This window comes from Streptomyces sp. NPDC050549 (assembly GCF_040655035.1).
Classification (GTDB): Bacteria; Actinomycetota; Actinomycetes; order Streptomycetales; family Streptomycetaceae; genus Streptomyces.
This window is the reverse complement of sequence record NZ_JBFAJD010000039.1, coordinates 25,230-38,296: the sequence shown is the minus strand read 5'-3', so window position 1 is coordinate 38,296 and position 13,067 is coordinate 25,230. Positions and strand designations below refer to the sequence as shown.

Here is a 13,067-nt window from a genome sequence, read left to right as displayed (position 1 = left end):
TGCGGCGATGGCGGGACCCCGAGTGGTCATCATCGGAGCGGGCGTCGTGGGGGCGGCGCTCGCGGACGAGATCTCCGCGCGAGGCTGGACCGAAGTGACCGTGGTCGACCAGGGCCCGCTGCCCGCCACCGGCGGCTCCTCCTCGCACGCGCCAGGACTGGTCTTCCAGACCAACTCCTCCAAGACCATGACCGAGTTGGCCCGCTACACCGTCGAGAAGTTCTGCTCCCTCGACGTCGACGGAAAGCCCTGCTTCCTCCAGGTCGGCGGCCTCGAAGTCGCCACCACCCCCGAGCGCGTCGCCGAGCTCCACCGCCGCCACGGCTGGATCACCGCCTGGGGCATCGAGGCCCGCCTGCTCACCCCCGAGGAGTGCGTCGCACAGCACCCGCTCCTCAACCCCGACAAGGTCCTCGGCGGTCTCCTGGTCCCCACCGACGGACTCGCGAAGGCCGTCCTCGCCGTCGAGGCCCAGATCCGCCGTGCCACGGACCGCGGCGTGACCTTCCTCGCCCGCCACGAGGTCCTGGACGTTCAGCAGTCCGAGGGCCGCGTCACCGGCGTCCTCACCGACCAGGGCGAGATCCCCGCCGACATCGTCGTGTGCTGCGCCGGCATCTGGGGCCCGAAGATCGCCCGCATGGTCGGCATGAACCTCCCGCTGACCCCGCTCGGCCACCAGCTCGCCTGGACCGGCCCGGTCCCCGCCCTCGCCGGCCAGACCGAGGAGGCCGTCCGCCCGATCCTGCGCCACCAGGACGCCGACCTCTACTACCGCGACCGCTTCGACGCCATCGGCATCGGCTACTACGGCCACCGCCCCATGCCGATCTCGGCCGACGACATCCTCTCGGTCGACGAGGCCGACGACATGCCGTCCGTCCTCAAGTTCACCGAGGACGACTTCGCACCCGCCTGGACCGAGACCCGGTCCCTGCTCCCCGCGACGAAGGACGCGAAGGTCGAGGAGGGCATCAACGGCCTCTTCTCCTTCACCACCGACAACTTCCCCCTCCTCGGCGAGTCCCCGGACGTCAAGGGCTTCTGGGTCGCCGAGGCCGTCTGGGTCACCCACTCGGCGGGCGTGGGCCGCGCGATGGCGGAGTGGCTGGCCGACGGCCACTGCTCGTCCTTCGACCTCCACGAGTGCGACGTCAACCGCTTCGAGCAGCACCAGCTCGCCCCGGAATACGTCCTGGCCCGCGACTGCCAGAACTTCGTCGAGGTCTACGACATCCTCCACCCCCTCCAGCCCTCCGGGAAGCCACGCCCGATCCGCACCAGCCCCTTCCACACCCGCCAGCAGGAACACGGAGCGTTCTTCCTGGAGGCGAACGGCTGGGAGCGCCCGCAGTGGTACGAGTCCAACTCGGGCCTGGTGGAAGGCCGTTCGATCCCCACCCCGAACGACTGGGCGGCCCAGTACTGGTCGCCCATCGTCGGCGCCGAGGCACAGGCCACCCGCGAGACCGTCGCGATGTACGACATGACGGCCCTCAAACGCCTGGAAGTGACCGGCCCCGGCGCCGCCGACTTCCTGGAGGGCCTGGTCACCGGCAAGGTCGCCAAGTCGGTCGGCTCGGTGACGTACACCCTCCTCCTGGACGAGGACGGCGGCATCCGCAGCGACATCACCGTCGCCCGCCTGTCCCGCGACCTCTTCCAGGTCGGCGCCAACGGCAACCTGGACCTCGACTGGTTCACCCGCCACCTCCCGGCCGACGGCACGGTCCAGGTCCGCGACATCACCCCCGGCACCTGCTGCATCGGCCTGTGGGGTCCACTGGCCCGCAAGGTCCTCCAGCCCCTGACGGACGAGGACTTCAGCAACGACGGCCTCAAGTACTTCCGCGCCAAGAAGGCCTACATCGGCACGGTCCCCGTCACCGCCATGCGCCTCTCCTACGTCGGTGAACTCGGCTGGGAGCTGTACACCACCGCCGACCAGGGCCAGAAACTCTGGGACACCCTGTGGCAGGCCGCTCAACCGCTTGGCGGTGTCATCGCAGGCCGCGGCGCCTTCAACAGCCTCCGCCTGGAGAAGGGTTACCGCTCCTTCGGCACCGACATGACCTACGAGCACGACCCCTACGAGGCCGGCGTCGGCTTCGCCGTCAAGCTCGACAAGGGCGACTTCGTGGGCAAGGCGGCCCTTGAGCGCCGAAAGGCCGACGTGCAGAGGCAGTTGACCTGCCTCACCATCGACGACCCCGGCTCCGTGGTCATGGGCAAGGAGCCGGTCTACGACGGCGAGCGCGCCGTCGGCTACGTCACCAGCGCCGCCTACGGCTACACGATCGGCAAGGGCATCGCCTACGCCTGGCTGCCGTCCGAACTCACCACGCCCGGCACGACGTTGCACATCGGCTACTTCGACGAGCGCGTCGAGGCGGTCGTCGCCCAGGAGCCACTGTTCGACCCGACGATGTCCCGCCTCCGCGGTTAGCCGGAAGGACGAGAACGCCGAATGAACGCGCTGAACACCCCCCTGTCGGAACTGGACCCCGAGGTCCACGCCGCGCTCCGCGCCGAACTGCACCGCCAGCAGTCCACGTTGGAGATGATCGCCTCCGAGAACTTCGCGCCCTCCGCAGTCCTGGAGGCGCAGGGCTCGGTCCTCACCAACAAGTACGCGGAGGGCTACCCGGGCCGCCGCTACTACGGCGGCTGCGAACACGTCGACGTCACCGAGCGGTTGGCGATCGAGCGGGTCAAGTCCCTGTTCGGCGCGGGCTTCGCGAACGTCCAGCCGCACTCGGGCGCACAGGCCAACACGGCAGTCTTCTTCGCCCTGTTGAAGCCCGGCGACACGATCCTCGGCCTCGACCTCGCGCACGGCGGCCACCTCACGCACGGCATGCGCCTCAACTACAGCGGCAAGATGCTGAACGTGGTGCCGTACCACGTCTCCGAGACCGACAACCTCGTCGACATGGACGAGGTGGAACGCCTCGCCAAGGAACACCGCCCCAAGATGATCATCGCGGGCTGGTCGGCGTATCCACGGCAGTTGGACTTCGCGGCGTTCCGGCGGATCGCCGACGAGGTGGGCGCCCTGCTGATGGTCGACATGGCGCACTTCGCGGGCCTGGTCGCCGCAGGCCTGCACCCCAGCCCGGTCCCGCACGCACACGTGACCACGACGACGACGCACAAAACCCTCGGCGGCCCGCGTGGCGGAGTCATCCTCACCAACGAGGCCGACCTCGCCAAGAAGATCAACTCGGCGGTGTTCCCCGGCATGCAGGGCGGCCCCCTGGAGCACGTCATCGCCGCGAAGGCGGTGTCGTTCAAGGTCGCGGCCTCACCCGAGTTCGCCGAACGCCAGGCCCGCACACTCGCCGGCTCCCGCATCCTCGCCGAACGCCTCACGCGGCCGGACGTGGCGGACACCGGGGTGAAGGTCCTCACCGGCGGCACGGACGTCCACCTGGTCCTCGTCGACCTGCGCGACTCCGAACTGGACGGCAGGCAGGCGGAGGACCTCCTCCACGAGATCGGCATCACCGTCAACCGCAACGCCGTCCCCTTCGACCCGCGCCCGCCCATGGTCACGTCGGGTCTGCGCATCGGCACCCCGGCGCTGGCCACGCGAGGCTTCGCGGAGGAGGACTTCGAGGAAGTCTCCGACGTGATCGCGCTGGCCCTCCAACCGAACCCGGACGTCGGCGCGTTGCGCACCCGCACGGAAGCCCTCGCGGCGAAGCACCCGCTCTACCCGCACCTGTCCGAGGAGGACGACCCCCGATGACCCCGCGCACCCCGGGCGCCGACCTCCCCGAACACCCCGACTGGCTCTGGCGCACACCCGAGCCGAAACGCTCGTACGACGTGATCGTGGTCGGTGGCGGAGGCCACGGCCTGGCCACCGCCCACTACCTGGCGAAGAACCACGGCATCACCAACGTCGCGGTGCTGGAGAAGGGCTGGCTCGCGGGCGGAAACATGGCCCGCAACACCACGATCATCCGCTCCAACTACCTCTGGGACGAGAGCGCGGGCATCTACGAGCACGCGCTGAAGCTGTGGGAGGGACTGGAGGAGGAACTCGACTACCCGATCCTCTTCTCCCAGCGCGGAGTGCTCAACCTCGCCCACAGCCTCCAGGACGTCCGCGACAGCGTGCGCCGCGTCGAGGCGAACCGGCTCAACGGCGTGGACGCCGAATGGCTCGACGAACGGCAGGTCAAGGAGGTCTGCCCGATCGTCAACATCTCGCCGGACGTTCGCTATCCGGTGATGGGCGGCACCTACCAGCCGCGCGCCGGCATCGCCAAGCACGACCACGTCGCCTGGGGCCTGGCCCGATCCGCCGACGCCGCAGGCATCGACATCATCCAGAACTGCGAGGTCACCGGCCTCGACATCGAGGGCGGCCGGGTGGTCGGCGTACAGACCACACTCGGGCCGATGGCGGCGGGCAAGGTGGCACTCTGCTCGGCAGGCCACACCTCCGTCCTCGCGGCCATGGCGGGCATCCAACTTCCGCTCCAGAGCCACCCGTTGCAGGCGCTGGTGTCGGAACTGCTGGAGCCGGTCCACCCCACGGTCGTCATGTCCAACGCGGTGCATGTGTACGTGAGCCAGGCACACAAGGGCGAGTTGGTGATGGGCGCGGGCATCGACTCGTACAACTCGTACACCCAGCGCGGCGCGTTCCACATCATCGAGGAACAGATGGCGGCGGCGCTGGAACTCTTCCCGGTCTTCGCCCGAGCGCACGTGCTGCGCACCTGGGGAGGCATCGTGGACGTCACCCCCGACGCCTCACCCATAGTGGGCCTCACCCCGGTCGACAACCTCTACCTGAACTGCGGCTGGGGAACGGGCGGTTTCAAGGCCACTCCGGGCGTCGGCTGGGTCTACGCGCACACCATCGCCCACGACACCCCCCACCACCTCAACGCCCCCTTCTCGCTCGACCGTTTCACCACCGGCGCGCTCGTCGACGAGCACGGCGCCGCCGCGGTGGCCCACTAGGGAGCCCGAACGATGCTGCTGATCCCCTGCCCCTGGTGTGGGCCCCGCGACGAAGCCGAGTTCCACTACGGCGGCCAGGCCCATGTGGCCTACCCGGAGAACCCGGCCGATCTGACCGACGAGGAGTGGGCGCGCTACCTCTTCTTCCGCGCCAACCCCAAGGGTCCGTTCGCGGAACGCTGGAGCCACGCGGCGGGCTGCCGCCGGTGGTTCAACGCGGTACGGGACACGTCGACGAACGAGATCCTGAGGGTGTACAGGGCGGGGGAGCCGCAACCGACCGAGATCTCAGCCCGTCCGGCGTCCACTTCCCAGCGAAGGCCCGCACCATCAGCCCGTCCGGCGTTCGAGGACGAGGCCCCTTCGGGGCCGACGGGGGTCCAGGGGGCGGAGCCCCATGGGAACGGGACGGGCAGGGGCGGCGGCGGGGGTGCTGCATCCATCGGCGGCTCTGCCACGGGCCATCCGTTCCGCCACTCCACCCGCGGCCGAATCCACCGAGACACCCCCCTCACCTTCACCTTCGACGGCACCGAATACCAGGGCTACAGAGGCGACACCCTCGCCTCCGCCCTCCTCGCCAACGGCGTCATCCAGACCGGCACCAGCATCAAACTCGGCCGCCCCCGAGGCATCTTCACCGCCGGCGTCGAAGAACCCAACGCCGTCATCCAGATCGAGGCACCCTTCCCCGAGCCGATGCTGCCCGCGACCACGGTCGAGCTCTACGACGGCCTGGTCGCGACCGGCCTCCCCGGCCAGGGCCGCCTGGCCACCGAACCGGACCCGGCCCGCTACGACGCGGTCCACGCCCACTGCGACCTGCTCGTGGTCGGCGCGGGGCCCGCCGGTCTTGCAGCGGCCGCGGCCGCCGCCCGCAGCGGAGCCCGAGTCATCCTCGCCGACGACCGCCCCGAACTGGGCGGCAGCCTCCTCGACACGGGCCAACTCCTCGACTGGGTGACGGAGTTGAGCGAGGAGCTCACCACCGCCCCCGACGTACGCGTACTGACCCGCACCACCGTCTTCGGCCACTACGACGACAACCACCTCCTCGCCGTGGAACGCCGCACCAACCACCTCGGCGCAGCGGCCCCCACCCACGTCTCCCGTGAACGGGTCTGGCGCATCCGGGCCCGCCGAGTGGTCCTCGCAACGGGCGCCCACGAACGCTCACTCGCCTTCGCGGACAACGACCGCCCCGGAGTGATGCTCGCCGCCTCGGCCCGCGCCTACGTCAACCGCCACGGCGTCCTGCCCGGCCGCCAGGCCGTCGTCCTCACCACCAACGACAGCGCCTACGCGGCCGCGTTGGACCTGGCGGGGGCCGGGATCCACATCGCGGCGATCGTGGACACCCGTCCGTCCGAACCGGAGGAGTGGGCACGCCGAGCCCGCGAGGCCGGCATCGAGGTGCTGACCGGACACGCCGTCGTCGCCACCGAGGGCGCCCCGCGACTCACCGCGGTGACCGTAGCCCCGTACGCCGAAACCACCGGCACGACACGGCACTTCGGGACCGACCTCCTCCTGGTCTCCGGCGGCTGGAACCCGGTCGCCCACCTCTTCAGCCAGGCGGGCGGCAAACTCCGCTACGACGACACCCTCGGCTCCTTCGTCCCCGACACCTGCCGACAGGCGGTCGAGGTCGCGGGCAGCGCGAACGGCGTCCTCGACCTGGCCGGAGTCCTCGCGCAGGGCGCAGCCGCAGGCACCCGCGCGATCGAGGCCGAGGGCTACACGCCCGAGGCACCGAACCTGCCCCAGGTGCCCACCGAACCCGACACCACCCCCGCCATGCAGGTCTTCCTCGTCCCCTCCGCCACCGAAGCCCCCCGCTTCGTGGACCTCCAACGCGACGTCACCGTGGGCGACTTGACCCGCGCCACCGGTGCCGGCCTCAACTCGGTCGAGCACACCAAGCGCTACACGACGGCCGGTACGGCCAACGACCAGGGCAAGACCTCCGGCGTCCTGGCGAGCGGGGTGGTCGCCGAACTCCTCGGCGTCGACATCTCGGCCCTCGGCACCACGACGTTCCGCCCGCCCTGCACGCCCGTCTCCTTCGCCACCCTCGCGGGCCGCGACCGGGGCGCGCTGCACGACCCGATCCGCACGACAGCGCTGCACGACTGGCACGTCATGCAGGGCGCCCTGTTCGAGAACGTCGGCCAGTGGAAGCGGCCCTGGTACTACCCGCGCGACGGCGAGGACATGGAGACCGCCGTCCTGCGCGAGTGCGCGGCGGCCCGCGAGGGCGTCGCCCTCATGGACGGATCGACCCTCGGCAAGATCGACGTACAGGGCCCGGACGCGCCCGTCTTCCTCGACCGGCTCTACACCAACATGATGAGCAACCTGAAGGTCGGCATGATCCGCTACGGCGTCATGTGCCGCCCGGACGGCATGGTCTTCGACGACGGCACCGCCATCCGCCTCGCACCGGACCGCTACCTGGTCACCACGACCACGGGCAACGCGGCTGCCGTACTGGACTGGATGGAGGAGTGGCACCAGACCGAGTGGCCCGAACTCCGCGTCCACTGCGCCTCGGTGACCGAACAGTGGGCCACCGTGGCCCTGGTCGGCCCCCGCTCCCGCGAGGTGCTCGGCTCGCTCGCGCCCCAACTGGCCGTCGGCAACGACGACTTCCCGTTCATGGCCTGGCGGGACACGAACGTTGCCGGCATCGAGGCAAGGGTGTGCCGGATCAGCTTCTCCGGCGAACTCGCCTACGAGATCAACGTGTCACCGTGGGAGGCCCTCGCCCTGTGGGAGGCGCTGTACGAGGCCGGCGCCCCCTTCGGCATCACCCCGTACGGCACCGAGACCATGCACGTCCTGCGTGCCGAGAAGGGCTACCCGATCATCGGCCAGGACACCGACGGCACGGTGACTCCGCAGGATCTCGGCATGAGTTGGGCGGTGTCGAAGAAGAAGCCGGACTTCATCGGCAAGCGCTCCTACGCCCGGGCCGACGCGGTCCGCCCCGACCGCAAGCACCTCGTCGGCCTGCTCCCGGACGACCCCGCCGCCTTCCTCCCCGAGGGCACCCAGCTGATCGCCGACAGCGTGCTCCCGGCCCCGCCCGTTCCGATGCTCGGCCACGTCACCTCCAGCTACCGCAGCGCCGCCCTCGGCCGCACCTTCGCCCTCGCCCTGATCAAGGGCGGCCGGGACCGCATCGGCGAACGCCTCTACGCCCCGGTGGGCGACCGGCTGATCCCGGTCACCGTCGCAAGCCCCGTCCTCTACGACCCCGAAGGAGCCCGCCGCGATGGCTGACACCGCCCTCTCCGTGCCGCGCCGCAGTCCCCTCGGGGGTGCCGCGGGCCGGCTGGCCGCCGCGACCCGCTCCTCCGGCGGTGCGGTCCGACTGGCCGAGCTGCCCTTCCTGGCCCAGGTCAACGTCCGCCTCGACGCGAAGGGCGCGGCGGCGGACGCCGTAGGACTCGCGCTGGGTCTGTCCCTGCCCCTGGAGCCCAACACGGTCGTGCGTGCCGGGGAGTTGAGGGTGCTGTGGCTCGGCCCGGACGAGTGGCTGTTGGTGGGACCGCCGGACACGCAGCGGGACGTGGAGCACCGGATCCGGGCGGCGGCCGGTGACGAACACGTCGCCGTCACCGATGTGTCCGCCCAGCGCACCACCCTCCTCGTCTCCGGCGCCCGCGCCCGGGACCTGCTCGCCCACGGCTGCCCCCTGGACCTGCACCCGCGTGCCTTCGGCGCCGGACGCTGCGCCCAGACCACGCTCGCCCGCGCCCAGGTCGTGCTGGTCGCCCGGGACGAACCCGGCGCCGGATTCTGGGTGTTGGTGCGGTCGTCCTTCGCCGGGTATCTGACGGACTGGCTGCTGGACGCGGCAGCCGAATACATGCAGGGAGTCTGAAGCGGCTTTACGCCGAAGGCCGTTCGCCCGTCACCGGGAGAACGGCCTTCGCGGCACACCGACTTCAGGCCGCCTGACCGACCTCCACCTCGTCGAGGCGCTTGCTCCTGGGGATAAGAGCCACGAGACCCGCGCCCACGGCGACGCAACCGACCACCAGCCAGAGCCCGTTGGTGAACCCGGCGTCGAGATAGAACTGGGTGCCCTTGAGGACCGCCCCGTGCTGGGCCATCACGACGAAGGCCAGCTGGGAGACGACGATCTGGGCGACGCCCTGACCGAGGGTCTGGACGCCGTTGGCCAGCGCCTGTTCCTCGGGGGTGACCACCTCGATGATCATGATGGGCACGATCGCCATCACGATGCCCGTTCCCAGTCCCGCGATCACGCCCATCTCGATGATCTGCGGGGCGCTGTGGTGCAGATGGGTGCCGATGCCGTAGCCGAGGACCGCGAGCGCGGCGCCCGTGCCCAGCAGGATGCGGGCGTCCATCCGCCGGAGAGCAGGCCGGTACCGACGGCCCCCACGATGATCATGGCGCTGATCGGGCTGGTGACGATGGCGTTGTGGGTGCCCGACCAGCCCAGGCCCTCGGAGACGGTGGGGATCTTCGGCATCAGGATCAGCAGCTGGATCACCACGCCGACGGCGCTCGCGAGCCGGCCGCGATGGACGTGGCCGGCAGGACCGTCCACACCGGGCGGCGGCGGGTCATGGAGAGCGGGAACAGGGGTTCGGCGACCCTGCGCTCCACGAAGACGAAGACGATCAGTGCGAGCGCCGCCCCGACGACCCAGCCGATGAACTTTCCGCTGCCCCAGCCCCAGTGCGTGCCCTGGCCCACGGCGTAGATGAGCGCGGTGACCCCGCCGCCGAGAAGGATTCCGCCGCGCCAGTCCATGCGGCCGGCCGCGGCGCGGACCGGGCTCTCCGGCACGAAGGCCAGAACCAGCAGGAAGCTGACGGCCGTGCTGATGGCCATGAACCACAGGACGCCCCGGAAGCCGTAGTCGTCCAGCAGCCAGCCGGACAGGAACGGCCCGCCGAACGCGACGAGACCGACACCGCCGGCCAGGATCCCGCTGGCGACCCCGACCCACTCGCGGGGGAAGACGTCGCGGGTGATGGCGTAGGCGAGCGGCGCGCTGGCGGCGTAGATGCCCGCGATGCCGCGGCCGATCAGCAGGGTGCGGTAGTCGGTGGCGACGGCGGCGATCAGGTCGCCCGTGAAGCCGAGTCCCGTGGCGACGGGCAGGACGCGCTTCTTGCCGAAGACGGCAGCGGCCTTGACCGCGAACGGCAGGAAGAACGTGCCGGTCAGCAGGGTCATCAGGGTGAACCAGGCGATCTCGGTGGTCCTGAAGTGGATCGCTTAGACCTAACGATCGGTACAATCAATGAGTTCCGCAGAAAGAAAGAAAACGGTGCGGCGGGTGTCGGCTTCGGCCCAGGTCAGCGGTATCGGGCCAAGTCTTCGATGGAATCGTCAACAATAAAGTCGACGCTATTGCCTGCGGATTTCCGGAGAGCTACGTTCCTCGCCGTGCCTGCACGACCCCGGTCCGGCGAGCGAACGGAGTGCCCAGCATGCCCAAGCTGTTCAGAGGGTGTCGGTGGAACCCGGGTGCCGGCACCATGACGACCATCCGACGCGGCGAGTCGACGACGGACGCGACGAGTTCGGGACGCAGCCCCCAGCCCTCGGCGAGGATCGGGCGGCCCGAGACGAGCGCGCGCAGGTCGTCCAGGGCCGGGCTCGGTGAGCGGTTCACCGAGGGCGAGACGGCGGGCGATCCTGCGGTCGTTGTGACCGCGGGCGTCGTGGAAGTCGTAGTGACACGCGGCGATCCCGTATCGGACGGCCAGCAGACGGGCCACGGTCGACTTGCCCGCACTGGTAGCCGCCGATCCACAACGCGCTGCCCAGGGTGCCGAAAGGGTCACGGATCCCGCTGTCGGCAGAGGACTCGGAGCCGGTCATCTGATGCTCTCCTCGGGGGCACCCGCGACGGAGCGGTCGCGTCCGGCGGGCGAAGGCGACCGGGACGGCATCCATACGTTTCGGATCGTGCCGGGTGTCGTGTCCGTGCGGTCGGCCCGACTCTCCGGCACCATCGAGTCGTTGCGCACCCCTGTCACCCCGGAGCCGTCATGTCCCGATCGGAAGCACGCGTCGTCACCGACCGACCGCAGCGCTATGCCAAGCAGCTCGCCTCCCACCTGGGCCGGCGCAGCGAGACCAGCTGGGACGAGGAGACCGGGGAAGGGCGTCTCGTCTTCCGGGACGGCACAGGATCGCTGACCGCCACCGAGGGGGCGTTGCTGCTCGCGGTGGAGGCTGAGCCCGAGTTCCTCGATCGGCTGGAAGACGTGGTGGGCCGGCATCTGGTCCGCTTCGGCACCAAGGACGAGCTGGTCGTCGAGTGGCGGCGCGACAACGGGGACCCCGGCAGCAGTCAGCGCAGCCCGGGCGAGTCCGCCTGAGCCACGGCGACGGCCCCGGTCAGGACACGCAGCCCACGTGTGCCAGCGCCTGCTTGAGCAACACCCCGTGCCCGCCCGGCATCTCGCTGCGCAGCGCCTCCGAGGCAGCCTCCTCCGGGCTGAACCACACCAGGTCGAGAGCGTCCTGCCGGGGCCGGCAGTCACCGGTGACGGGCACGACGTAGGCGAGGGACACCGCGTGCTGGCGGGGGTCGTGGTACGGGGTGACCCCGTGCGTGGGGAAGTACTCGGCGACCGTGAACGGCTGCAGCGAGGTCGGGATGCGGGGCAGCGCGACCGGGCCGAGGTCCTTCTCCAGGTGGCGCAGCAGGGCGTCACGGACCCGCTCGTGGTGCAGTACACGGCCGGAGACGAGGGTGCGGTTGACCGTGCCGTCGGGGCCGATGCGCAGCAGCAGGCCGATGCTGGTCACCTCGCCGCTGTCGTCGACGCGGACGGGCACCGCCTCGACGTACAGGATCGGCATGCGGGCGCGTGCCTGTTCGAGGTCGTCGGCGGACAGCCAACCGGGCGTGGTATCGGTCATGTCAGACATTGCTTGATCATACTTTCAGTGTCCGTCGGATAGCCGGTAGACCCGGCGGGCGTTGTCCGCTCCGGCCCAGCGCGCCAGCCGCAGCGCGTCGGGCAGGCCCAGTTCGTCGGCGTCCACCCGGTCCTGGAGCAGATCCCCCAGGCCCCGGCGGAACGCCAGCGCGCCGAGCCCGTAGAACTCGGCCAGACCATAGGCGTCGGAGCTGTACAGCAGTTTGCGGAAGGGTGTGACCTCCAGCGCCTCCGCCAGTACCGCCCGAGCCCGGACCGGACCTACATGATGCAGGGTGAGCCCCACATCCAGGTACACCCGCTCGAAGACGGCCGCCAGGTAGCCGGCCTGGCGCTGGTACGGCCAGCAGTGCAGGAACAGCACCGGGATCGTGCCGGAGATCAGGTGCAGCCAGTCCGTCAGCAGCGCGGGGTCCGTGCGGTGCAGCCGGATGTCGTTGTCGCCGAAGCCCGTGTGGAGCTGGAGGGGGAGTCCCAGGTCGACCGCGGTCCACAGCAACTCCCGCATCAGCACCGGGTCTTCGAGGCGTCCGCCGCGGGCCAGCCAGCCGCGGGCCGCCCGGGTCACCTCCGCCTCCGACGGCCGGGCGGGGTCGAGATCGAACCCGGTCCGGTACGCGGCCACCGACTTCACCCCCACCACCCCCGGCCGCCGCACCGCGTCCAGGGCGGCGGCCCGAAAAGCGTCCGCGTAGCCGTCCGGCTCGACACCCCGCGCGGCCACGGCCTCCGCGACGGTTTCGAGTCGTACGACCTCATGGGCGACCGCACCCGTCGCCCCGGCGAGTTCGGCGGGTGTCGTGACGGCGTGCGGGGCGAACCCCGTGTCGACGCAAAAAACCGCGGTCCCGGCCGCGGCGAGGAAGCGCCTGTTGACCTCGTCCGGCCCCAACTCGGCGCGCCGGGCGAGGTATTCGTCGGCGGGCGTGTGCCGCTCCAGGTCCAACAGAGGCGCGCAGTAACGGCGTACGGCGATCCCCACCGGGCTGTCGAACGGTGAGATCCCGCTCCCGGGCCAGGCGTCCCCCTCCGTGAGCAGCGACCCGAAGGCGGTCAGATCCAGGTCCTCGGTGACGACTCCGTGGCAGTGGTGGTCCACCAACTCCAGCGCGGCGAGCGCCTCGTGGACCGGTCCGGTGCGCATCG

General features: G+C 70.6%; 11 protein-coding genes. 6 read left to right on the top strand and 5 right to left on the bottom strand.

What is annotated here, in order from left to right:
• Positions 1-7 precede the first annotated feature (7 nt).
• The 5 genes from AB0I51_RS38470 to AB0I51_RS38450 are packed head-to-tail and all read left to right on the top strand — an operon-like array spanning position 8 to position 8,869.
• Positions 8-2,446: an FAD-dependent oxidoreductase gene (locus tag AB0I51_RS38470; protein WP_362983035.1), complete on the top strand. Its 2,439-nt coding sequence runs from the start codon at positions 8-10 to the stop codon at positions 2,444-2,446.
• Positions 2,447-2,467: 21 nt separating this feature from the next.
• Entirely contained in the window at positions 2,468-3,751 is a 1,284-nt protein-coding gene (gene glyA / locus AB0I51_RS38465) for a serine hydroxymethyltransferase (RefSeq protein WP_362983034.1), read from the top strand.
• A complete protein-coding gene (locus AB0I51_RS38460; RefSeq protein ID WP_362983033.1) occupies positions 3,748-4,980 on the top strand; it encodes a sarcosine oxidase subunit beta family protein in 1,233 nt (410 codons plus the stop codon). Before glyA ends, AB0I51_RS38460 begins: the two co-directional genes overlap by 4 nt.
• 12 nt (positions 4,981-4,992) lie before the next feature.
• Complete coding sequence (locus AB0I51_RS38455; RefSeq protein ID WP_362983032.1) at positions 4,993-8,265, top strand: sarcosine oxidase subunit delta family protein; 3,273 nt, start codon at positions 4,993-4,995, stop codon at positions 8,263-8,265.
• Complete coding sequence (locus tag AB0I51_RS38450) at positions 8,258-8,869, top strand: sarcosine oxidase subunit gamma family protein (RefSeq protein WP_362983031.1); 612 nt, start codon at positions 8,258-8,260, stop codon at positions 8,867-8,869. The genes AB0I51_RS38455 and AB0I51_RS38450 overlap by 8 nt, the downstream gene beginning before the upstream one ends.
• 64 nt (positions 8,870-8,933) lie before the next feature.
• On the opposite strand, the gene AB0I51_RS38445 is transcribed toward AB0I51_RS38450, so the two are convergent.
• From AB0I51_RS38445 to AB0I51_RS38435, 3 genes are all read right to left on the bottom strand, one after another.
• A complete protein-coding gene (locus AB0I51_RS38445) occupies positions 8,934-9,362 on the bottom strand; it encodes an MFS transporter (protein ID WP_362983030.1) in 429 nt (142 codons plus the stop codon).
• A gap of 142 nt (positions 9,363-9,504) precedes the next feature.
• Positions 9,505-10,200: an MFS transporter gene (locus AB0I51_RS38440; protein ID WP_362983029.1), complete on the bottom strand. Its 696-nt coding sequence runs from the start codon at positions 10,198-10,200 to the stop codon at positions 9,505-9,507.
• Between the two features lie 199 nt (positions 10,201-10,399).
• The gene (locus AB0I51_RS38435) at positions 10,400-10,642 is read right to left on the bottom strand and encodes a hypothetical protein (protein ID WP_362983028.1); all 243 of its coding nucleotides are present in this window, start codon (positions 10,640-10,642) and stop codon (positions 10,400-10,402) included.
• Positions 10,643-11,021: 379 nt separating this feature from the next.
• Here AB0I51_RS38435 and AB0I51_RS38430 point away from each other — a divergent pair, with 379 nt between their 5' ends.
• Positions 11,022-11,354: a DUF2218 domain-containing protein gene (locus AB0I51_RS38430; protein ID WP_362983027.1), complete on the top strand. Its 333-nt coding sequence runs from the start codon at positions 11,022-11,024 to the stop codon at positions 11,352-11,354.
• Positions 11,355-11,373: 19 nt separating this feature from the next.
• On the opposite strand, the gene AB0I51_RS38425 is transcribed toward AB0I51_RS38430, so the two are convergent.
• Both AB0I51_RS38425 and AB0I51_RS38420 read right to left on the bottom strand, forming a co-directional pair.
• Positions 11,374-11,901, bottom strand: a complete 528-nt coding sequence (locus AB0I51_RS38425) for an NUDIX hydrolase family protein (RefSeq protein ID WP_019070873.1) — start codon at positions 11,899-11,901, stop codon at positions 11,374-11,376.
• A 24-nt stretch (positions 11,902-11,925) separates the two neighbouring features.
• A complete protein-coding gene (locus AB0I51_RS38420) occupies positions 11,926-13,065 on the bottom strand; it encodes an amidohydrolase family protein (protein WP_362983026.1) in 1,140 nt (379 codons plus the stop codon).
• Between the last annotated feature and the right edge of the window lie 2 nt (positions 13,066-13,067).